This is a genomic window from Pseudorhodoferax sp. LjRoot39, from assembly GCF_964253035.1.
Lineage (GTDB): Bacteria > Pseudomonadota > Gammaproteobacteria > Burkholderiales > Burkholderiaceae_C > Pseudorhodoferax.
This window is the reverse complement of record NZ_CAXUQL020000001.1, coordinates 2,036,900-2,056,010: the sequence shown is the minus strand read 5'-3', so window position 1 is coordinate 2,056,010 and position 19,111 is coordinate 2,036,900. Positions and strand designations below refer to the sequence as shown.

Below are 19,111 nucleotides of genomic sequence, written 5' to 3'. Positions count from 1 at the left end.
AGCAGCGGCCAGCCCGGTCTGCAGCGCAGCGCCGCCGCGCGCGCCGGGCTGGCCGGTGGTTACATTTGTGCGCTTGCCGCAGCCACTTCCGGCGCAGCAGGGCAGACAACACGGAAAGACGGACGATGCTCGAAGGCCTGATCGTGCTCGTGCTGGCGCTCGGTGCGCTGGCGCTCTGGTGGCTGCTGCGGCGCGGTGCGCACCCGCAGCAACCGGTGGCTGCCGCGCGGCCGTCCGCGCCGCCGCCCCGGCCCGCCGTGCCCGCCCCCGCCGCGGCGCCGGCCGCGACGGTGCAGGACGACACCGCGTTCGCCGAGGATGGCCGGCTCGCACGGCACGAGGCCCTGGCCGCGGCGCCCCGGCAGGCGCTGCTGGAAGCACTGCGCGCGCTGCCGCGGCCGCCGCGCGCGCTGCACCAGCTGGTCGCGCCCGAGTTCGTGGCGCGGGCCTCGTCCAGCGAGCTGGCCGAACTGGTGATGACCGAGCCCGTGGTGGCTGCGCGAGTGATGGCCGCCGTCAACGCGCCGCTGTACGGCCTGCGCAACCCGGTCACCAGCGTCGGCCAGGCCATCACCTTCCTGGGCCTGAACACGGTGCGCAACCTGTGCCTGCAGCACCTGCTGCGCGAAGCCATGCCGGCGCCCAACCCGGCGCTGCGCCAGGAGTTCGACATCCTGTGGAGCAGCAGCGCCATCGCCAGCGAACTGAGCCTGGTGCTGGCCAAGCGGCTGCAGCTGCCCGATGCCGCGGGCATGAGCACCCAGCTGGTGCTGCACTTCCTGGGCCGCTTCGCCGCGGTCACGCTGCTGCACACGCAGGCCGAGGCCTCCTCCGCGCCCCCGCCCGCCGCGCTGCAGGCGCGCGCGCTGGCCGAGCAACAGCGCCTGGGCCTGTCGGCCGGCGAGATCGGCTCGCTGCTGCTGCAGGACTGGGGCCTGCCCGCCGCCATGGAGGCGCCCACCCGCGCCATCGCACGCATCGCCTTCGCCGTGCCACCCTTGCCGGCCCAGGCCGCGCGGCTGGCCCTGGCCGCGCTGTGCGCCAGCCTGGCCGAGCGCATCGCGCGCCGGCAGCTCACCGCGCTGCAGGACTACGCGCCCGAGCAAGACCCGCACGACGACCTGCAGGTGCTGCGCCCGCTGCTGCCGGCGCCGGTGCTGGCGGCCGTCGGCGACGCGCTGCGCGAACCCGAGATGGCGCGCGTGCTGGCCTGACCCGGCGTCTCTTTAGATGGCAGAGGAATAAGTTAGGGACAATTCAATCGTTCCTGTTTGAAGGGTGGACTTTGAGAATCGCGGCATCTGCAACGATTCCAGCGAAAGTCCTCCATGCCCACGCGCCGCTATCTCCTGAGCCACCTCTCCAGCGCCACGCTGGCCCTGTCCCTGGGTGCCACGCTGGCCCCGGTGGCCGCCCAAGCCCAGCCGGCTCCGGTCACGCTGCTCAACGTCTCCTACGACCCCACGCGCGAGCTGTACGTGGACTACAACAAGGCCTTCGCCGCGCACTGGAAAGCCAAGACCGGCCAGGACGTGACCATCAAGCAATCGCATGGCGGCTCGGGCAAGCAGGCCCGCTCCATCATCGATGGCCTGGACGCCGACGTGGCCACGCTGGCCCTGGCCGGCGACACCGACGCGCTGGTCAAGAACGGCGCCTGGCTCGCGGCAGACTGGCAAAAGCGCCTGCCGCACAACGCCTCGCCCTACACCTCGACCATCGTCTTCGCCGTGCGCAAGGGCAACCCCAAGGGCATCAAGGACTGGGACGACCTCGTCAAACCCGGCGTCAGTGTGATCACACCCAACCCCAAGACCTCGGGCGGCGCGCGCTGGAACTACCTGGCGGCCTGGGAATACGCCAAGCGCAAGAACGGCGGCAGCGACGCCAAGGCCAAGGAGTTCGTGGCTGCGCTCTACCGCAACGTGCCCGTGCTGGACACCGGTGCGCGCGGCTCCACCATCACCTTCGCGCAGCGCGCCCAGGGCGACGTGCTGATCGCCTGGGAGAACGAGGCCTACCTGCTCGACAAGGAATTCGGCGCCAAGTTCGACGTGGTCGCGCCCTCGCTGAGCATCCTGGCCGAACCCGCGGTGGCCGTCGTCGACAAGAACGTCGACAAGAAGGGCACGCGCGCCGTGGCGGAGGAATACCTCAAGTTCCTGTACTCCGAAGAAGGCCAGGACATCGCTGGCAAGCACTTCTACCGCCCTGCGGTGTCGGACAAGGCCAAGACCAAGTACGCGGCGCAGTTCCCCAAGCTGAACCTGTTCACGATCGACCAGGCCTTCGGCGGCTGGGCCAAGGCCGACAAGGCGCACTTCGCCGACGGTGGCAGCTTCGACCAGATCTACACGGCCAAGTAACAAAATGCAGGGGCCTGCGCCCCGGGTCGACAGGCGCGCAGCGCAGGCCTATGCTGGCCTGCATTGACCGACTCAGGAGACCAGGACGTGCAGAGTTCCACCCCACCCACGGTTCTGAGGGCCATCGCCACCGCGGCGCTGGCCCTTTTCGCATGCAGCGGCGCATGGGCGCAGAAGGCCGGCGACATCGTGCTCGGCGCCGGCTGGCTGCGCTACGCGCCGCGCGACAAAAGCACCCCGCTGCGCCTGACATCGCCCGTGGAACGCGAGGTGCCCGGCTCGGGCTCCAGCCTGGACTACGCGGACACGCTGGGCCTGAACGCCCATTACTTCCTGACCGACAACTGGGCCGTGGAAGGCGTGTTCGGCATTCCGCCGCGGCTCAAGCTCCAGGGTGAGGGCTCGCTGGCGGGCATCGGCGAACTGGGCTCGGCGCGGCTGTATGGCCCCTCGCTGCTGGCCAAGTACTTCTTCGGCCAGCCCAGCGACAAGTGGCGGCTGGCCGCCGGCCTCGGCGTGACCTACGCGCATTTCTCCGATGTGCAGCTGACCGGCGGACTGCAGAACACGCTGGGTGGTGCGCTGGGCCTGCCCGCCGGCGCTTCGAGCACGCGCGCCAAGATCGACAGCCGCTTCGGCCCGGTGTTCGCGTTGGGCGCAACCTACGCGTTCACCGACCGCCTCGGCCTCACGCTGTCGGTCTCCTACGTACGCATGAAGACCAAGGCCAAGCTCACCACCTACGCCAACGGCAATGCCGTCGCCACAGCGCAGAGCGGACTCACGCTGAACCCCGTGGTGCCGTTCGCCTACCTGACCTACAAGTTCTGAGCACCGGCGCGGGGTGCGCGATTTCCATGGCAGCATGCCTGCCATGCTCACGCACCGCCAACTGCGCTACTTCGTGGAGATCGTCGATGCGGGCAGCTTCAGCCAGGCGGCCGAGCGGCTGTTCATCGCCCAGTCGGCACTGAGCCGGCAGGTGCGCGAGATGGAGCTGGCCCTGCAGGTGCCGCTGCTCGACCGCGACGCGCGCGGCCTGCAGATGACGCCGGCCGGCCGTTCGCTGTACGCCGATGCGCAAAAGATCCTGGGGGCACTGACCGACGCGATGGCGCGCGCCACGCATGCCCAGCGCGGTACCGATGGCACGCTGCAACTGCTGCATTCGAGCTCGGTGCCGTTCACACCGGCCCTGCTGGCGCTGCTGGCGCAACACACGGCGCAGCACCCGGGCGTGGCCATCGAGATCGCGCAGGCCTCGTCCGAGCAGCAGGCGCTGGACATTGCCGAGGGCCGTGCCGACCTGGGCCTGGCGCGTGCGCCCATCCTGCGTAGGCGCGCCGCGCTGCACTACGCGACGCTGTACGAGGAACCCCTGGTGCTGGCCGTGCCGCCCGGCCATGCGCTGGCGGCCCAGACCCAGGTGCACATGGATTCCCTGCGCGGCGAACGCTTCGTCGCCACGCCGCACCCCGAGCGCGGAGGCCTGGGCCATGCCGTGGCCGAACTGTGCCGCGCGCACGGCTTCGCGCCATTGCCCGCGGCAGTGCGCTCGCGCAAATGGGCGCAGCTGTCGCTGGTGCAGGGCGGCATGGGCATCGCCATCGTGCCGGCGTCCATGGGCGCGCTGGCGCCGGCGGGCGTGCGCGTGCTGCCGCTGGCGGAGCCGGGCTGCACGAGCGGCGTGCTGGCGCTGTGGCGCGAGGGTGCGCCCGCGCTCGTGCAGCGCTTCGCCACGGACCTGCTGGCGGCCTGCGCGCCCATCTGATTTCGAGATACGCGCGCGCCGCAAGCTGTATTGGCCGGCGCGGCCCGGCATGGCTAGATTCGCACGCCATGGAATCTCTTGCTTCGCTTGCCGCCAGCCTGCCGCTGCCACCAGTCCAACTGCTGGCCGTGGGCCTGGGTGTGGCCCTGGCCTACGTCGTGTTCGGGCTCGCGGGCTTCGGCACCGCGCTGGTGGCCGGACCCGTGCTTGCGCACTTCGTTCCGGTGGCGACCATCGTGCCACTGCTGGCCCTGCTGGACTGCGCTGCCGCGGGCGTGAACGTGGCGCGCGACCGGCGCGCGGCCGACCTGGCCGAACTGCGGCGCCTGGTGCCGCTGATGGCCGTGGGCAGCCTGGTCGGCGCCGCCATCCTGCTGCGTGGGCAGCCGCAGGCCTTGCTGCTCGCGCTGGGCCTGTTCGCGGTCGGTTATGCGCTCTACGCGCTGAGCGGCTTCAAGCCGGCCCGGCGGCTCACGCCGCGCGCGGCCCTGCCCTTCGGCCTGGTCGGTGGCGTGTTCTCGGCCCTGTTCGGCAGCGGCGGCTTCCTCTACGCGATCTACCTGAACGGACGGCTGGACAGCGCCGAGCGCATGCGCGTCACGCAGTCCACGCTGATCGGCCTGTCCACGCTCACGCGCGTCGTGCTGTTCGCGCTGGCAGGCGTTTACGCGCAGCGCGCCACACTGTGGCTTGCACTGGCCTTGGTGCCAGCCATGCTGCTCGGCACGGCGCTCGGCCGGCGCATCACGCTGTCGCTGCCGCGTGCGCAGTTCCTGCGCATCGTCAACGCCATGGTGCTGTGCTCCGGCCTCGCGCTGGTGTGGCGCTGGGCCACGGCCTGATCAGACACCCGCGCCGTGGTCCACGAACACCTTGGCGCGGCGCGGCGTGACCACCAGCGTCTCGCCTTCGCGAAAGCCCCGCGCCTTGAACTCCGCCGCCGTCAGCTGCGCCTCGATGATCTGCGCGTCGTTGCCGTCCTGCGGCGTGAGCTCCAGCCGCGCGATGGGCCCGACCACCAGCGCGCGGGACAGCTGCGCCACGATGCCCGTGGCGCCCGGCGAATAGCGCTCGACCTCGATGTCGTGCGGCCGCACATAGGCGAAGGCCTTGGCGTCGCTGGCGCCTGCGTGCTCGGGCGCGTCGATGGCCATGCCCTGCACCAGCAGCTCGCCCTCGTGCGCGCGGCCGTGGAACAGGTTCACGTCGCCCAGGAAGCCATAGACGAAGGGGCTGGCCGGGTGCTCCCAGACCTGCTGCGGCGTGCCGATCTGCTCGATCCGGCCCTTGTTCATGACGACGACGCGGTCAGCCACTTCCAGCGCCTCTTCCTGGTCGTGGGTCACGAAGATGCTGGTCACGTGCAGGTCGTCGTGCAGGCGGCGCAGCCAGCGGCGCAGCTCCTTGCGCACCTTGGCATCCAGCGCGCCGAAGGGCTCGTCGAGCAGCAGCACCTTGGGTTCCACCGCCAGCGCGCGCGCCAGTGCGATGCGCTGGCGCTGGCCACCCGACAGCTGCGCCGGGAAGCGGTCGGCCAGCCAGTCCAGCTGCACCAGGCCCAGGAGTTCGAGTACCTTGGCCTTGATCTGCGCCTCCGACGGGCGCTGGCCGCGCGGCTTCATGCGCAGGCCGAAGGCCACGTTGTCGAACACCGTCATGTGGCGGAACAGCGCGTAGTGCTGGAACACGAAGCCGACCTGGCGCTCGCGCACATGCACGTCGGTGGTGTCCTCGCCCGCGAATAGGATGCTGCCGGCGTCGCCGCTCTCCAGCCCGGCGATGATGCGCAAGAGCGTGGTCTTGCCGCATCCCGAAGGGCCGAGCAGCGCGACGAGTTCGCCGGAGCCGATGTCCAGGCTCACGTTGTCCAGGGCGCGGAAGCTGCCGAACTGCTTGCTGACGTTGCGGATTTCGATGCTCATGGTGTCTCTCAGGTTGCAGCGGCGGTGGCAGCGGCTTGGGGCCGCTCGGGCGGCAGGTCGGCGAGCGCGCTGCGCTCGCGCTCGTGCCGCCATTCGATCCAGCTCTTGATCGCCAGCGTGACCAGCGCCAGCAAGGCCAGCAGCGAGGCCACGGCGAAGGCCGCCACGCTCTGGTATTCGTTGTAGAGGATCTCCACGTGCAGCGGCATGGTGTTGGTCTGGCCGCGGATGTGGCCCGACACCACCGACACCGCGCCGAACTCGCCCATGGCGCGCGCATTGCACAGGATCACGCCGTACAGCAGGCCCCACTTGATGTTGGGCAGCGTCACATGCCAGAAGGTCTGCCAGCCGGTGGCGCCCAGCACGATGGCGGCCTGCTCCTCCTCGTTGCCCTGCGCCTGCATCAGCGGGATCAGCTCGCGCGCGATGAACGGGAAGGTCACGAACACCGTGGCCAGCACGATGCCGGGAATGGCGAAGATGATCTTGATGTCGTGCTCCGCCAGCCACGGCCCGAACCAGCCGTGCGCGCCGAACACCAGCACGTAGATCAGGCCGGCCACCACGGGCGAGACCGAGAATGGCAGGTCCACCAGCGTGGTCAGGAAGGCCTTGCCGCGGAACTCGTACTTGGCGATGCACCAGGCCGCGCAGACGCCGAACACCAGGTTCAGCGGCACGGCGATGGCGGCCGTGATCAGCGTGAGCCGGATCGCGGCCCAGGCGTCGGGCTCCTTGAGCGCTTCGAGGTAGGCGTCCAGGCCCTTGCGCAGCGCCTCGGTGAACACCGCCGCGAGCGGCAGCGCCAGAAACAGCGCGAGGAACAGCAGCGCGATGCCGATCAGCGTGCGCCGGACCCAGGGGGTCTCGGTGGTCGTGATGTGCTTGCGGGTCACGTCGATGGCGGCCATCTCAGACTCCCCCCGACCGCTTGCGCTGCCAGGCCTGCAGGCCGTTGATGACCAGCAGCATGACGAACGAGAACAGCAGCATCACCACGGCCACGGCGGTTGCGCCGGCGTAGTCGTACTGCTCCAGCTTGCCGATGATGATCAGCGGCGTGATTTCGGAAACCATGGGCATGTTGCCGGCGATGAAGATGACCGAGCCGTACTCGCCGATCGCGCGTGCGAAGGCCATGGCGAAGCCGGTCAGCAGGGCTGGCGCGATGGCCGGAAAGATCACCTTGGTGAAGGTCTGCCAGCGCGTGGCGCCCAGGCACATGGCGGCCTCTTCGAGTTCCTTCTCGGTGTCCTCGAGCACGGGCTGCACGGTGCGCACCACGAAGGGCAGGCCGATGAAGATCAGCGCGATGACCACGCCGTTGGGCGTGAACGCGAGCTTGATGCCCAGCGGCTCCAGGTACTGGCCGACCCAGCCGTTGCCGGCCAGCAGCGCGGTGAGCGAGATGCCGGCAACGGCCGTGGGCAGCGCGAAGGGCAGGTCCACCAGCGCGTCGACTATTCTTTTGCCGAAGAACTCGTAGCGCACCAGCACCCAGGCCACGAGCAGGCCGAACACGGTGTTGACGCAGGCCGCGAGGAAGGACGCGCCGAAGGTCAGCCGGTAGGAGGCCAGCACGCGCGGCGAGCTCACGGCCTCCCAGAACTGCGGCCAGGTGAGCGTGAGCGTCTTGGCGAACAGCGCCGCCAACGGGATCAGCACGACCAGGCTCAGGTACAGCAGCGTGTAGCCCAGCGTGATGTTGAAGCCGGGCAGCACGCGTTTGCCGCCTTTTCGGCGCGGCACGGCCGCCCCGGGCGCGGGCCCGGCCAGCGCCGCGGTGGAGGTCGTGGCGCTCATCGCTTACTTGACGGTGTAGAGCTTGTCGAACTGGCCGCCGTCGTTGAAGTGCACCTTTTGCGCCTCGCCCAGCGAACCGAAGTACTTGGCCACGGTGTACTGCTTGATCGGCTTGAACAGATCCGCGTGCTTCTTGAGCACGGCGGCCGAACGCGGGCGCAGCGCATGCTGGGCGGCGATCTCCTGGGCTTCGTCGGTGTACAGGAAGTTCAGGTAAGCCTTGGCCGCGTCGCCCGTGCCCTTCTTGGCCACGGTGCGCTCGACCACGGCCACCGGGTTTTCGGCCACGATGCTGGTGGACGGGTGGATCGCGTCGACCTTGCCCTTGCCGAATTCGCGCTCGACCGAGATGACTTCGGATTCGAACGTGATCAGCACGTCGCCGGTGTTGCGCTGCAGGAAGATGCTGGTCGCGTCGCGGCCGCCCTTGCCCAGCACGGGCACGTTGGCGTAGAGCTTCTTGACGAACTCGGCCGCCTGCGCGTCGGTGCCGCCGTTCTCGCGCACATAGCCCCAGGCCGCGAGATACGCGTAGCGGCCGTTGCCGCCGGTCTTGGGGTTCACGACCACGACCTGCACGCCGGGCTTGATGAGGTCGTCCCAGTCCTTGATGCCCTTGGGGTTGCCGTTGCGCACCAGGAACAGCATGGTCGAGGTGGTCGGCGAAGCATCGTTCGGGAAGCGCTTGGCCCAGTCCTTGGCGACGATGCCGTTGCCGGCCAGGAATTCGATGTCGGTGGTGGTGTTGAAGGTCACCACGTCGGCGTCCAGGCCGTCGTTGACGGCGCGCGCCTGGGCGCTGGAGCCGCCGTGGGCCTGGTCGACCTTGATGTCCTTGCCCGTGGTCTTCTTGTAGTAGGGCACGAAGGCGGCGTTGATGTCCTTGTAGAACTCGCGCGCCACGTCGTAGGAGACGTTGAGCAGCGTCTGGGTCTGGGCCGAGGCGGCTGTGGCGGCCACGAACAGTGCGGCGGCCAGGACGGAGCGGGCCGTGCGGCCGGAGAAGAACTTGGTGGTCATGACGGAATCCCTGAGCGAAGGGCGCATTGTCAGAACCGCGACGCTATGCGCAAACTATTGTTTTTTTCTTTGCTTTCATCCGAAAACTTATAAGGCGTTGCCGGATGTCACCGGATCAGTGGAAATCGCCCGTCTCCAGATGGTCCAGGAAGGCCCGCACGGCGGGCACCAGGCCGCGCCGTGAGGCGAACACGGCGTGGACGATGCCGTGCGGCGGCGACCATCCTTCCAGCACCTCGACCAGCCGGTCGGCGTGGAGCGCCTCGCGGCACATGTAGCCTGGCAGCAACGCCAGGCCGACGCCATCGACGGCGGCGCGCAGCAGGGTTTCCAGGTCGTCGGCCACGTAGCGCGGATGGTGCTGCCACAGGAACTCGGCGCCGTCGGGCCCGTGCAGCTGGATGCCGGCCCGCCCGTCCGCGGCCGACATGGCCATGGAATCGAGCTGCTGCAAGTCCTGCGGCCGCAGCGGCCGGCCCTGGCGCGCCAGCAGCGCGGGACTGGCGACCAGCACCGACTGCGAGCGGCCCAGCTGCTTGACGACCAGGCTGGCGCTGTCCTGCACGCTGAGGCGCACACGCAGGGCCACGTCCACACCCTCCTCCACGGGATCGACCACGCGGTTGCTGACCTCCATCTCCACGCGCACCTGGGGATGGGCCAGGAGGAAGGCCGGCATCAAAGCCCCCACGACCGATTGCGCCAGCGTGACAGGGCAGGTCACGCGCACCGTGCCGCGCGGCTCCACCGACAGGCGCCGCACCACCTCGCCCGCGGCCTGCGCCTCGCTGCGCATGGCCAGGCAGTGCTGCAAATACAGCGCGCCGACCTCGGTCAGCGAGAGCTTGCGGGTACTGCGGTGCAACAGACGCACGCCCAGCCGGTCCTCCAGCTCGGCCACGCGGCGCGACAGCCGCGACTTGGGCAAGCCCAGCGCACGGCCCGCGGCGGCGAAGCTGCCGCGTTCGGCGACTTCGGCGAAGAACAGCATGTCGTTGAGGTCTTGCATGGCTCGATTGATTCCAATATCAGGACGATCAATTTCAATCCAGCCATCTTATCGATGACTACATCCACCAGCACAATCAATCCATCGTCCTTTTTGTTGAAAGCCCTGCCATGCAACTCCTGCACATCGACTCCAGCGTCCTCGGTGACGCCTCCGTCACCCGCCAGCTGACCGCCAGCACCGTCGCCGCCTGGCGCGCCACCCACCCCGGCACCCAGGTGCAGTACCTGGACCTGGCCGCAGAAGCACCGGCCCACTTCGGTGCAGACGCCCTGAGCTTCAAGCTCGGCCTGGACCTGACAAAAGTCAACGAAGCGCAGCGCGCCGAAAACATCGCCACAGAGCGCTACCTGGCCCAATTCCTGGCGTCGGACGTCATCGTGGTCGGCGCGCCGCTGTACAACTTCTCGATCCCGACCCAGCTCAAGGCCTGGATCGATCGCCTGGCCGTGCCCGGCCGCGCCTTCCGCTACACCGCAGCCGGCCCGGAAGGCCTGGCCAAGGGCAAGACCGTGATCGTGGTCTCGGGCCGCGGCGGCATTTACTCGACCAGCGAGCAGGGCCGCGCACTGGAACACCAGGAAAGCTACCTGCAGACCGTGTTCGGCTTCTTCGGCATCACCGACGTGCGCTTCGTGCGCGCCGAGGGCGTGGCCTACGGCCCTGAGCAGCGTGCCGCCGCGCTGAGCCAGGGCGAGGCGGACATCGCTGCCGCGCTGGTGAAGGTGCCGGCAGAGCAGGCGGTCAGCGCCTGAGTTTGCAGGCAGGCGTTGTCCGGCGCCGGACAACGCCCCGGCGCGCCAGCGCCTACATTGGTGTCTCCACCTCACAACATGGAGACGCACCGATGAACGCCCCCCAAGACCTGCGTGCCCAGGTCAGCGCCGAGGAATGGCAGCTGCGCACCGATCTGGCCGCCTGCTACCGCCTGGTGGCGCTGTACGGCTGGAGCGACCTGGTGTTCACGCACATCAGTGCCCGCATCCCGGGCCCCGAGCACCATTTCCTGATCAACCCCTATGGGCTGATGTTCGACGAGATCACGGCCTCCAATCTGGTGAAGGTCGACCAGGCCTGCAACAAGCTGATCGAGTCGCCCCATCCCGTGAACCCGGCCGGCTTCGTGATCCACAGCGCGATCCACGCCGTGCGCGACAACGCCCAGTGCGTGCTGCACACGCACACGCGCGCCGGCATCGCAGTCAGTGCACAAAAGGGTGGCGTGCTGCCGATCAGCCAGCAATCGACCTTCGTGCTGGCCTCATTGGCCTACCACGACTACGAAGGCGTGGCGATCCGCGACGACGAGAAGGCGCGGCTGCAGGCCGATCTGGGCGAAGCCAACTTCCTGATGCTGCGCAACCACGGCCTGCTGACGGTGGGCGCGAGCATCGCGGACGCTTTCCTGTCCATGTACACCTTCGAGAACACCTGCCAGATCCAGATCGCTGCGCAATCCGGTGGCGGTGAACTGGTGCAGGTGGACCCACGCATCGTCGAGGGCGTGGGCCACGCTTCCCGCGTGCAGACCGGTGGCCTGGGTGGGCGCTTCGTCTGGCCCTCGCTGTTGCGCAAGCTCGACCGGATCGACCCGAGCTACAAGAGCTGATCGACGACGCCGCCCGAGCAGCCGGCTTCACGAAGCCGGACGCAGGCCGCTCACTTGGTCGGGCCGACTTCCCCTGGAGGCTGGGTCTTGATCGCCTCAGCGCCCTCGGCCTTGCGCTTGGCGCGCGCCGCGGCCTTGTCCTCGGGCGTGGCCTTGGCAGCGGACGGTGGCGCCTTCACCCGGCCGACTTCACCGTCCTTGTTCTGCCGCACAGCCTCGGCACCCTCGGCCTTGCGCTCGGCCTTGGCGGCCGCCTTTTCCTGTGGCGATGCCGGGGTGGCCGGCGGCGGCTTCTTCACGCCGCCGACTTCGCCCTGCGCGAAGGCGCCTACGGCGAACATTTGGGCCACGGCGATGCCGAGGGAAAGAACTGTTTTCTTCATGGCTGGCTTTCAAGTCTCTGGATGGTTGCACGACTCGCCGTGCAGGGGCCCATGGCCACTCCAGCACCGCGAGACCCCACCGTATCCAGTGACCCGCCAGCATGGCCCCGTCCGCAGGCGCGTCGGGACGTAGGAAGCCGGCGCCCAGCGCGGTAGGCGCCGGTGCGTCGCCAGCCTGCAGCACCAGGGCGGCAGGGCCGCCCCGGCGCACCGGCTTACTTGGTCGGGCCGACCTCGCCGGGAGGCGCCTGCTTGATCGCGGCAGCGCCTTCGGCCTTGCGGTTGGCACGTGCTGCAGCCTTCTCTTCGGCCGACACCTTGGTCGCCGGAGCCGCCTTCTTAACGGCACCCACTTCGCCCGGAGGTTGGTCCTTGATGGCCGCGGCGCCTGCAGCCTTGCGCTCAGCGCGCGCAGCCGCGCGCTCCTCCGGCGAAGCCTTCTTGGCCGGCGGCGGGGCCTTGGAGGTGCCAGCCTCACCTTGTGCGAAAGCACCGACGGCAAACATTTGCGCCAAGGCGACGCCGAGCGTGAGAACTACTTTTTTCATTACTGTCTTTCCAGATCTCTGGGTGATTGAAAGGTCTACTTCCGTGCCGAAACCAGGGGCCCCGTGCACAGAAGTTCTACACGATAACCGAGCTTTGCGGCGTAATTGCAACATTTCATTTACAAGTCTGACGACAGCAACACCTCTTGCTAGTAGGTCTTGTACGGCAGGAATTTGCCGGATAGGACGACGTTGACGCGGTCGCCCTTGGGATCGGGCTGGCGCACGATGTCCATGGAGAAATCGATCGCGCTCATGATGCCGTCGCCGAACTCCTCGTGGATCAGCTCCTTGATCGTGGTGCCATAGACATTGACGATCTCGTACCAGCGGTAGATCAGCGGATCGGTCGGCACGGCCGTGGGCAGCGAGCCCTTGTACGGCACGACCTGCAGCCATTTCTGCTCCTCGGTCGTGAGGCCGAAGATCTTGCCGACTGCCTTGGCCTGCTCGGCCGTGGCCGTCATCTGGCCCAGGCACAGCGCCGTGGTCCATTCCTTGGACTGGCCGACCTTCTTGGCCACGTCGGCCCATTGGATGCCCTTGGCGACCTTGGCGGTGATGATTTTTTCGGTGACTTCGAGGCGGTTCATTGCGGTGTACTCCGTGCTGTGAAAACTCAGTGCGCCAGGGCGCGGGTGACGAGGAAATCGACGATGTGGTTGCGCAGCTCGTAGTAGCCGTCCAGGTGGTGCAGGCCTGCACGCGTGCGCTCGCGCGGCAGCGGGTTGGCCACCACCTCGGCGATGCCGCCGGGCTTGTAGCCACCGGGTGTGTCGGCACCGTTGTGCATCAAGAGGATGCGGTCGGCCAGCAGGATGGCCTCGTCCACGTCGTGCGTGATCATGAAGACGGTCTGCTGGGTCTGCCGCACGATGGCCAGCAGCTCGTCCTGGATGGAGCCGCGCGTCAGTGCATCGAGCGCGCCGAAGGGCTCGTCGAGCAGCAGCATCTTGGGCTGGATGGAGAACGCGCGCGCGATGCCCACGCGCTGCTTCATGCCGCCGGACAGTTGGCTGGGCTTCTTGTCGATGGCCGGCAGCAGGCCGACCATGGCCACGAACTTCTGCACATGGGCGTCGATTTGGTCGCGCTTCCAGCCGGGCCAGCGCGACCTCGCCGCAAAGGCGATGTTCTGGCGCACGGTGAGCCAGGGCATCAAGGCATGGCCCTGGAACACCACGCCGCGCTCCAGGCTGGGGCCCACGAGTTCGCGGCCGTCCATGAACACATGGCCGGCGCTGGCCCGGTCCAGCCCGGCCAGCACATTCAGGATGGTGGTCTTGCCGCAGCCGCTGTGGCCGATGATGCAGACGAACTCACCCCGGGCGAGCGCGAACGAGACATCGGCGAACACCGGCCGGGCCGGCACGAAGGCCTTGGCCAGGCCCTCGATCTTCAGGAAAGCGTCCACGGCCGGGGCCTTTCGTTCGTCGGCGCGCAGCGCCGCACCGCGCGCTGGCACCTCACTCCACATAGGTCACCGCCTTCTGCAGCCGGCCGAACGCCAGGTCCAGCAGCATGCCGACCACGCCGATCAGGAGGATGGCGAAGATCACATTGGTCAGCGACAGGTTGTTCCACTCGTTCCAGACGAAGTAGCCGATGCCGGTGCCGCCCACCAGCATCTCGGCCGCCACGATCACGAGCCAGGCGATGCCCATGCTGATGCGCATGCCGGTGAGGATGGTGGGAGCCGCCGCCGGCAGGATCACCTGGAAGGCCTTGCGCAGCGGCCGCACCTCCAGCGTGCTGGCCACGTTGAGCCAGTCGCGCCGCACCGAGGCCACGCCGAAGGCGGTGTTCACCAGCATCGGCCAGACCGAGCAGATGAAGATCACGAAGATGCCGCTGATCGCCGAGTCCTTGATGGTGTAGAGCGCCAGCGGCATCCAGGCCAGCGGGCTGATGGGCTTGAGGACCTGGATGAAGGGATCGAGCGCGCGGTGCACGAGCGGCGACATGCCGATCACGAAGCCCAGCGGAACCGCCACCGCGCAGGCCAGCAGAAAGCCCAGCGCCACGCGGCCCAGCGAATGCCCGAGCTGGATCGCGATGCCCTTGTCGTTGGGCCCGTTGTCGTAGAACGGGTTGGACAGGTGGCCCCAGACCGTGGCGCCCATCTGCGCCAGCGTGGGAAAGCCGCCGCTGCGCGCCGCGCCCGGATCCTTGCCGGTCAGTTTGGCGTACTCGATCTCCTCGGCGGTCATGCCGGCCGTGCTGCCGGCGGCGGCGCCGCCCGTGGTCGCCAAGTGCCAGATACCCAGCAAGGCCAGGAAGACCAGCACCGACAGCAGCGCCGCCCGCAGGTTCAGGCTGCTCATGCCTTGCCGATCGCGAAGCTCTTGGCATAGGCCGCTGCCTTGTCCGCGTCGAACTCCCTGCCCATGATCCTGAACTTCGGGTAGGCGCCCTCGGGCGCCTTCTGGTCCAGCGCCGCCATCTGCTTCTTCGCGTCGGTCAGCAGGAACACGCGCTCGGCGATCTGCTTGTAGTCCATCTCGCCCTTGATGTAGCCCCAGCGCTGCATCTGCGTGAGCATCCAGACCGCCATGCTCTGCCAGGGAATGGGGTCGAAGTCGGCGCGGTTGGGCACGGTCTGGATCTTGCCGAGGCCGTCGGCGAAGCGGCCCGTCAGCACCTGGGCGATCACCGTCTCGGGCTGGTTCAGGTACTGGGCCGGCGCGATCACCTTGGCGATGAGCTCGCGGTTCTTGGCCTCGCGCGCCATGGCAGAGGCGGTGAGCACGGCGCGGTACAGCGCGGCGAAGGTGTTGGGGTTCTGCTGGATGAAGGCCGTGCTGGTGCCGAAGGCGCAGCAGGGGTGGCCGTCCCACAGGTCCCGGGTCAGCAGGTGCAGGAAGCCGATCTCCTCGAACACCGCACGCTGGTTGAACGGGTCCGGTCCCAGGTAGCCGTCGATGTTGCCGGCGCGCAGGTTGGCCACCATCTCGGGCGGCGGCACCACGCGGATCTGGATGTCGGTATCGGGGTTCAGCCCATGCTCGGCCACGTAGTAGCGCAGCAGGAAGTTGTGCATGCTGAACTCGAAGGGCACGGCGAATTTGAAGCCCTTCCAGAGCTTGGGATCGCGCTTGTCCTTGTGCTTGTTGGCCAGCGTGATGGCCTGGCCGTTGGTGTTCTGGATGGTGGCCACGTTCATGGGCGTGGCATTGCTGCCCACGCCCAGCGAGATGGCCAGCGGCATCGGGGAGAGGAAGTGCGTGGCGTCGTACTCCCTGTTGAGCATCTTGTCGCGGATCAGGGCCCAGCCCGCCGTCTTGACCACCTCCACGTTGAGGCCCTGTTTCTGGTAGAAGCCCAGCGGGTGCGCCATGATCAGCGGCGTGGCGCAGGTGATCGGGATGAAGCCGATCTTGAGGTCCTTCTTCTCCAGCGCACCCTTCTCCTGGGCCATGGCCTGCAGGCTGGCGATGGGCAGCAGGCTGCCGATGGCGGCCATGGCCGTGCCCTTGCCCACGGCACGGATGAAGCGCCGGCGCAGGGCATCGTGCGGGAACAGCGCCTTGACCAGCGCCGCCTCGACGAAGGCGTTGGAGCGCGCCTGCACGTCGGGTCGGCGCGCGCGCTCGCGCAGTTCGCGCGCGGCGCTGGCGGCCGTGGCCTCGACGGCTGCCTCGGCCGCATGCTCGGCGGCGCTGTGGTCGCGCCCGCAGCTGCAGGACAGGCGCAGCGGGCGGTCGGCGTCGTAAGGGTCGGCGAAGTCGGACATGGCACACCTCCAGGACAAAGATGCCTGCCGCAGTGCAAGCTCTTTGCCAAGCGGCGTGCCGCTGCGGCCAGCCCTGCAAGATCGCGGGGGCCATCTCGACGGTGTGTAGGGCCAGCCCTACAACAGCGGCCGTCAGCCCCTGTCCAGCATGTACAGCGTGAGCTCCACGTCGTTCTTGGTGCCCGTCTTCTCGAGGATGCGCGCCCGGTAGGTGCTGACCGTGTTGGCCGCCAGGCCCAGCTGCGCACCAATTTCGCCCACGCTGTGCCCCGATGTGAGCAGGCGCAGCACCTGGTGCTCTCGGTGCGAGAGCGCGTCCGTGCCTGGCCGTGCACCACGCCGGCCCATGGCCGTGGCCAGCGCCTCGGCCGTGGCGCCGCTGACCCACATGCCGCCGGCAGCGGCCTTGCGCACGGCCGCCAGCATGTCGTCGGGGTCGGCCCCCTTGTGCAGGTAGCCGGCCGCGCCCAGGCGGATGCAGCGCACGGCGTACTGGCGCTCGGGGTAGGTGCTGAGCATCAGCACCGGCAGCGCGGGAAACTCGCGGCGCAGCGTCTCCAGCACGTCCAGGCCGTCGCCCTGGGGCATGGCGATGTCCAGCAGCACGAGGTCCAGCCCCGCGCCGGCGGCGCGCACGGCCTGCAGCACCTCGGCGCCGCTGGCGGCCTCGGCGACGACCTGGACCTCGGGCGCATCGGCCAGCACCTGCTTGAGGCCCTCGCGCACGATGCGGTGGTCGTCGGCCAGCAACACCCGGATGGGGGCAATCCTTGGAGTCCCTTCGCCTTCGGCTGCGGTGCGAGCGCCTTCGGGCGGCCGGGCGGCGCTCACGCCGCAGCCCCCAGCGGCATCTGCAAGCTGAAGGTGGCGCCCGCCCCCGGTACGCTGGCGATCTCGATCCGCCCGCCGAAGTGCCGCGCGCGTTCGCGCATGCCCATCACGCCGTAGGCCGTGCCCGCCTCGAAGGCCGCGGCGGGCGCGCCCACGCCGTCGTCGTGCACGGCCAGGCGCAGCTGCCGCGCGCAAGCCTGCACATCCACCGACAGCGTGTGCGCATGCGCGTGGCGGCCCACGTTGGACAGCATCTCCTGGAAGATGCGGAACACCGCCATGGCCTGCGCGCCGCCGGGCTCGGGCGCGCCGGCCACCTGCATGCACCAATGCAGCCGCAGCTCTGCCGCGGCCACGAACTCCTGCGCCTGCCACTCCAGCGCGGCCCACAGGCCCTGGTGGTCCAGGATGCTGGGGCGCAGGTCGGTGATGATGCGGCCCACGTTGTCCACGGCCGATTCGATGAGCCGGCTCATGTTGCTGCATTTGCTGCGCATGCGCGTGCGCATGGCCTCGGCCTCGTGCGCGCTGCGCGCCTGTTGCTCCGCAAGCCGCTTGTCCAGCCAGTTGACGTCCATCTTGAGCGCAACGAGCAGGCTGCCGAGTTCGTCGTGCACCTCGCGCGCGATGCGCGTACGTTCCTCCTCGCGCACGGTGTCCAGGTGGGCCGAGAGTTCGCGCTGGCGCTGCAGCGCGAGCGACAGCGCGTGCGTGCGCTCGGCCACACGCTGCTCCAGCTCGTCGCGCGCGTGGCGCAGCGCGTCGGCCGCGCGCCGGCGCTCGGTGATGTCGACGAAGGTGATGACGGCGCCGCGCACCTCGCCGCCGTCGACGATGGGGTAGCTGGAATATTCGACCGGAAAGGCCGTGCCGTCGGCGCGCCAGAAGACCTCGCTGTCGATCCGGCAGGGCAGGCCGCGGCGGAAGGCGTTGAAGATCGGGCAGTCCTCGTCGGCGTAGTGCGCGCCGTCGGCATGCGAATGGTGGGTGACCTCGTGCATGTTGCGGCCCAGCAGCGCCGCAGGCGCATGGCCGATCAGGCGCGCACCGACCCGGTTGATGAACATGCAGCGGCCGTCCAGGTCGATGCCGAAGATGCCGTCACCGGTGGACTGCAGCAGCAGGCCGAGCTGCTGTTGCCACAGGGGGTGGACGGCGGTGTCGGCCGTAGCGGCCAGGTCCAGGGCATCTGCATGCATGGCCCCGGGGGCATGCAACCGCTGTGCCAGCGGTTGCCGCCGGCTCAGGGACGCAGCGCCAGGTTGAGCTGGTCCACCACCTCGGCCCACTCGGCGTCGCGCTGCCATTGCTCGCGCAGGAACTGGGCCTGCGCAGGGGTCCAGAACGGCGCGTCGGGCAACGCGATCGTCTCGGGCACCGGGCGGTGGTGTGCGATGAAGTCCTGCACCGCAGCCTCGTCGCTGGGAAGGCCCAGCTGGGCGAAGAGGTCGTGCATGGTGGGGGTCGACAAGTCCATTGTTGTTCCTTCACGAAAGGTGCGAACCCATGGTCGACGCGGCGCGCGCCCAGGACTGTAGGAAGGTGGAGCGACCCGACGCCAGTCAGAGGCCGAGATCGGACAGGCCTGGGTGGTCGTCCGGCCGCCGGCCCAGCGGCCAGTGGAACTTGCGTTCCGCTGCCTGGATCGGCATGTCGTTGATGCTGGCGAAGCGACGCGCCATGAGGCCATTGGCATCGAATTCCCAGTTCTCGTTGCCGTAGCTGCGGAACCAGTGGCCGCTGTCGTCGTGCCATTCGTAGGCGAAGCGCACGGCGATGCGGTTCTCGCGGAAGGCCCACAACTCCTTGATGAGCCGGTAGTCCAGCTCGCGCGCCCACTTGCGCTGCAGCAGCGCACGGGCCTGGTCACGCCCGACCGGGAACTCGGCGCGGTTGCGCCAGACGGTGTCCGGGGTGTAGGCCATCACCACGCGGTCGGGGTCGCGCGAGTTCCAGCCGTCTTCGGCCAGGCGCACCTTCTGCGCGGCGGATTCGGCGGTGAAGGGGGGCAACGGCGGGCGTTGTTCGGCGGCGTTCATGGGGCTTCCTTGAAGTAGACAGGTTCGTCTACCTTGATGCTAACGCAGATAGACAGACCTGTCTACAATGCCCA

General features: G+C 68.7%; 22 protein-coding genes. 7 read left to right on the top strand and 15 right to left on the bottom strand.

What is annotated here, in order from left to right; translation table 11 throughout:
- Nucleotides 1-125: 125 nt before the first annotated feature.
- From ACSQ4M_RS09770 to ACSQ4M_RS09750, 5 genes are all read left to right on the top strand, one after another.
- Entirely contained in the window at nucleotides 126-1,214 is a 1,089-nt protein-coding gene (locus ACSQ4M_RS09770) for an HDOD domain-containing protein (RefSeq protein WP_436189374.1), read from the top strand.
- A 114-nt stretch (nucleotides 1,215-1,328) separates the two neighbouring features.
- On the top strand, nucleotides 1,329-2,366 hold the full coding sequence (locus ACSQ4M_RS09765; protein ID WP_436189373.1) for a sulfate ABC transporter substrate-binding protein: 1,038 nt from the start codon (nucleotides 1,329-1,331) through the stop codon (nucleotides 2,364-2,366).
- Between the two features lie 87 nt (nucleotides 2,367-2,453).
- Nucleotides 2,454-3,197: an OmpW/AlkL family protein gene (locus ACSQ4M_RS09760; protein WP_436189372.1), complete on the top strand. Its 744-nt coding sequence runs from the start codon at nucleotides 2,454-2,456 to the stop codon at nucleotides 3,195-3,197.
- A 43-nt stretch (nucleotides 3,198-3,240) separates the two neighbouring features.
- On the top strand, nucleotides 3,241-4,137 hold the full coding sequence (locus tag ACSQ4M_RS09755; protein ID WP_436189371.1) for a LysR family transcriptional regulator: 897 nt from the start codon (nucleotides 3,241-3,243) through the stop codon (nucleotides 4,135-4,137).
- Nucleotides 4,138-4,205: 68 nt separating this feature from the next.
- Nucleotides 4,206-4,979 carry a sulfite exporter TauE/SafE family protein gene (locus ACSQ4M_RS09750; RefSeq protein WP_436189370.1) on the top strand — a complete coding sequence of 258 codons (774 nt, stop codon included), beginning with the start codon at nucleotides 4,206-4,208 and terminating at the stop codon, nucleotides 4,977-4,979.
- Here the strand turns inward: ACSQ4M_RS09750 and ACSQ4M_RS09745 are convergent, their stop codons facing one another.
- The 5 genes from ACSQ4M_RS09745 to ACSQ4M_RS09725 all read right to left on the bottom strand — a co-directional run bounded on the left by ACSQ4M_RS09745 (nucleotide 4,980) and on the right by ACSQ4M_RS09725 (nucleotide 9,894).
- Entirely contained in the window at nucleotides 4,980-6,059 is a 1,080-nt protein-coding gene (locus ACSQ4M_RS09745) for a sulfate/molybdate ABC transporter ATP-binding protein (protein ID WP_436189369.1), read from the bottom strand.
- Between the two features lie 8 nt (nucleotides 6,060-6,067).
- Complete coding sequence (cysW, locus tag ACSQ4M_RS09740) at nucleotides 6,068-6,973, bottom strand: sulfate ABC transporter permease subunit CysW (protein ID WP_436189368.1); 906 nt, start codon at nucleotides 6,971-6,973, stop codon at nucleotides 6,068-6,070.
- 1 nt (nucleotide 6,974) lies between these two features.
- The gene (cysT, locus tag ACSQ4M_RS09735) at nucleotides 6,975-7,865 is read right to left on the bottom strand and encodes a sulfate ABC transporter permease subunit CysT (RefSeq protein ID WP_436189367.1); all 891 of its coding nucleotides are present in this window, start codon (nucleotides 7,863-7,865) and stop codon (nucleotides 6,975-6,977) included.
- A 3-nt stretch (nucleotides 7,866-7,868) separates the two neighbouring features.
- Complete coding sequence (locus ACSQ4M_RS09730; protein ID WP_436189366.1) at nucleotides 7,869-8,885, bottom strand: sulfate ABC transporter substrate-binding protein; 1,017 nt, start codon at nucleotides 8,883-8,885, stop codon at nucleotides 7,869-7,871.
- A 115-nt stretch (nucleotides 8,886-9,000) separates the two neighbouring features.
- On the bottom strand, nucleotides 9,001-9,894 hold the full coding sequence (locus ACSQ4M_RS09725) for a LysR family transcriptional regulator (RefSeq protein ID WP_436189365.1): 894 nt from the start codon (nucleotides 9,892-9,894) through the stop codon (nucleotides 9,001-9,003).
- 110 nt (nucleotides 9,895-10,004) lie between these two features.
- On the opposite strand from ACSQ4M_RS09725, the gene ACSQ4M_RS09720 reads away from it, so the two are divergent.
- A complete protein-coding gene (locus tag ACSQ4M_RS09720) occupies nucleotides 10,005-10,649 on the top strand; it encodes an FMN-dependent NADH-azoreductase (protein WP_436189364.1) in 645 nt (214 codons plus the stop codon).
- 92 nt (nucleotides 10,650-10,741) lie between these two features.
- Nucleotides 10,742-11,503, top strand: a complete 762-nt coding sequence (locus ACSQ4M_RS09715) for a class II aldolase/adducin family protein (protein WP_436189363.1) — start codon at nucleotides 10,742-10,744, stop codon at nucleotides 11,501-11,503.
- 50 nt (nucleotides 11,504-11,553) lie between these two features.
- Here ACSQ4M_RS09715 and ACSQ4M_RS09710 read toward each other — a convergent pair whose 3' ends face one another.
- The 10 genes from ACSQ4M_RS09710 to ACSQ4M_RS09665 form a co-directional block, all read right to left on the bottom strand.
- Complete coding sequence (locus tag ACSQ4M_RS09710; protein WP_436189362.1) at nucleotides 11,554-11,886, bottom strand: hypothetical protein; 333 nt, start codon at nucleotides 11,884-11,886, stop codon at nucleotides 11,554-11,556.
- A 215-nt stretch (nucleotides 11,887-12,101) separates the two neighbouring features.
- Nucleotides 12,102-12,392, bottom strand: a complete 291-nt coding sequence (locus tag ACSQ4M_RS09705; RefSeq protein ID WP_436189361.1) for a hypothetical protein — start codon at nucleotides 12,390-12,392, stop codon at nucleotides 12,102-12,104.
- Between the two features lie 191 nt (nucleotides 12,393-12,583).
- Nucleotides 12,584-13,027 (bottom strand): cyanase, encoded by a 444-nt coding sequence (gene cynS / locus ACSQ4M_RS09700; RefSeq protein WP_436189360.1) that lies wholly within the window; start codon nucleotides 13,025-13,027, stop codon nucleotides 12,584-12,586.
- A gap of 26 nt (nucleotides 13,028-13,053) precedes the next feature.
- On the bottom strand, nucleotides 13,054-13,848 hold the full coding sequence (locus ACSQ4M_RS09695) for an ABC transporter ATP-binding protein (RefSeq protein WP_436189359.1): 795 nt from the start codon (nucleotides 13,846-13,848) through the stop codon (nucleotides 13,054-13,056).
- A 52-nt stretch (nucleotides 13,849-13,900) separates the two neighbouring features.
- Nucleotides 13,901-14,758: a nitrate ABC transporter permease gene (gene ntrB, locus ACSQ4M_RS09690; RefSeq protein ID WP_436189358.1), complete on the bottom strand. Its 858-nt coding sequence runs from the start codon at nucleotides 14,756-14,758 to the stop codon at nucleotides 13,901-13,903.
- The gene (locus ACSQ4M_RS09685; RefSeq protein WP_436189357.1) at nucleotides 14,755-16,167 is read right to left on the bottom strand and encodes a CmpA/NrtA family ABC transporter substrate-binding protein; all 1,413 of its coding nucleotides are present in this window, start codon (nucleotides 16,165-16,167) and stop codon (nucleotides 14,755-14,757) included. Before ACSQ4M_RS09685 ends, ntrB begins: the two co-directional genes overlap by 4 nt.
- Nucleotides 16,168-16,299: 132 nt before the next feature.
- Complete coding sequence (locus tag ACSQ4M_RS09680) at nucleotides 16,300-16,926, bottom strand: response regulator (protein ID WP_436193987.1); 627 nt, start codon at nucleotides 16,924-16,926, stop codon at nucleotides 16,300-16,302.
- Between the two features lie 68 nt (nucleotides 16,927-16,994).
- The gene (locus ACSQ4M_RS09675) at nucleotides 16,995-18,197 is read right to left on the bottom strand and encodes a PAS domain S-box protein (RefSeq protein WP_436189356.1); all 1,203 of its coding nucleotides are present in this window, start codon (nucleotides 18,195-18,197) and stop codon (nucleotides 16,995-16,997) included.
- Nucleotides 18,198-18,241: 44 nt separating this feature from the next.
- Nucleotides 18,242-18,475 (bottom strand): DUF2789 domain-containing protein, encoded by a 234-nt coding sequence (locus ACSQ4M_RS09670; RefSeq protein ID WP_436189355.1) that lies wholly within the window; start codon nucleotides 18,473-18,475, stop codon nucleotides 18,242-18,244.
- 85 nt (nucleotides 18,476-18,560) lie between these two features.
- Nucleotides 18,561-19,037 (bottom strand): DUF1348 family protein, encoded by a 477-nt coding sequence (locus ACSQ4M_RS09665; protein ID WP_436189354.1) that lies wholly within the window; start codon nucleotides 19,035-19,037, stop codon nucleotides 18,561-18,563.
- Nucleotides 19,038-19,111 lie beyond the last annotated feature (74 nt).

Bases quoted from the DNA above. Each gene is read 5' to 3' on its own strand.
- cysT (WP_436189367.1), bottom strand. From the start codon at position 7,865: ATGAGCGCCACGACCTCCACCGCGGCGCTGGCCGGGCCCGCGCCCGGG.
- ACSQ4M_RS09715 (WP_436189363.1), top strand. From the start codon at position 10,742: ATGAACGCCCCCCAAGACCTGCGTGCCCAGGTCAGCGCCGAGGAATGG.
- ACSQ4M_RS09710 (WP_436189362.1), bottom strand. From the start codon at position 11,886: ATGAAGAAAACAGTTCTTTCCCTCGGCATCGCCGTGGCCCAAATGTTC.
- ACSQ4M_RS09730 (WP_436189366.1), bottom strand. From the start codon at position 8,885: ATGACCACCAAGTTCTTCTCCGGCCGCACGGCCCGCTCCGTCCTGGCC.
- ACSQ4M_RS09765 (WP_436189373.1), top strand. From the start codon at position 1,329: ATGCCCACGCGCCGCTATCTCCTGAGCCACCTCTCCAGCGCCACGCTG.
- ACSQ4M_RS09750 (WP_436189370.1), top strand. From the start codon at position 4,206: ATGGAATCTCTTGCTTCGCTTGCCGCCAGCCTGCCGCTGCCACCAGTC.
- ACSQ4M_RS09770 (WP_436189374.1), top strand. From the start codon at position 126: ATGCTCGAAGGCCTGATCGTGCTCGTGCTGGCGCTCGGTGCGCTGGCG.
- cysW (WP_436189368.1), bottom strand. From the start codon at position 6,973: ATGGCCGCCATCGACGTGACCCGCAAGCACATCACGACCACCGAGACC.
- ACSQ4M_RS09705 (WP_436189361.1), bottom strand. From the start codon at position 12,392: ATGTTTGCCGTCGGTGCTTTCGCACAAGGTGAGGCTGGCACCTCCAAG.
- ACSQ4M_RS09665 (WP_436189354.1), bottom strand. From the start codon at position 19,037: ATGAACGCCGCCGAACAACGCCCGCCGTTGCCCCCCTTCACCGCCGAA.
- ntrB (WP_436189358.1), bottom strand. From the start codon at position 14,758: ATGAGCAGCCTGAACCTGCGGGCGGCGCTGCTGTCGGTGCTGGTCTTC.
- ACSQ4M_RS09675 (WP_436189356.1), bottom strand. From the start codon at position 18,197: ATGCATGCAGATGCCCTGGACCTGGCCGCTACGGCCGACACCGCCGTC.
- ACSQ4M_RS09755 (WP_436189371.1), top strand. From the start codon at position 3,241: ATGCTCACGCACCGCCAACTGCGCTACTTCGTGGAGATCGTCGATGCG.
- ACSQ4M_RS09725 (WP_436189365.1), bottom strand. From the start codon at position 9,894: ATGCAAGACCTCAACGACATGCTGTTCTTCGCCGAAGTCGCCGAACGC.
- ACSQ4M_RS09745 (WP_436189369.1), bottom strand. From the start codon at position 6,059: ATGAGCATCGAAATCCGCAACGTCAGCAAGCAGTTCGGCAGCTTCCGC.
- ACSQ4M_RS09670 (WP_436189355.1), bottom strand. From the start codon at position 18,475: ATGGACTTGTCGACCCCCACCATGCACGACCTCTTCGCCCAGCTGGGC.
- cynS (WP_436189360.1), bottom strand. From the start codon at position 13,027: ATGAACCGCCTCGAAGTCACCGAAAAAATCATCACCGCCAAGGTCGCC.
- ACSQ4M_RS09720 (WP_436189364.1), top strand. From the start codon at position 10,005: ATGCAACTCCTGCACATCGACTCCAGCGTCCTCGGTGACGCCTCCGTC.
- ACSQ4M_RS09685 (WP_436189357.1), bottom strand. From the start codon at position 16,167: ATGTCCGACTTCGCCGACCCTTACGACGCCGACCGCCCGCTGCGCCTG.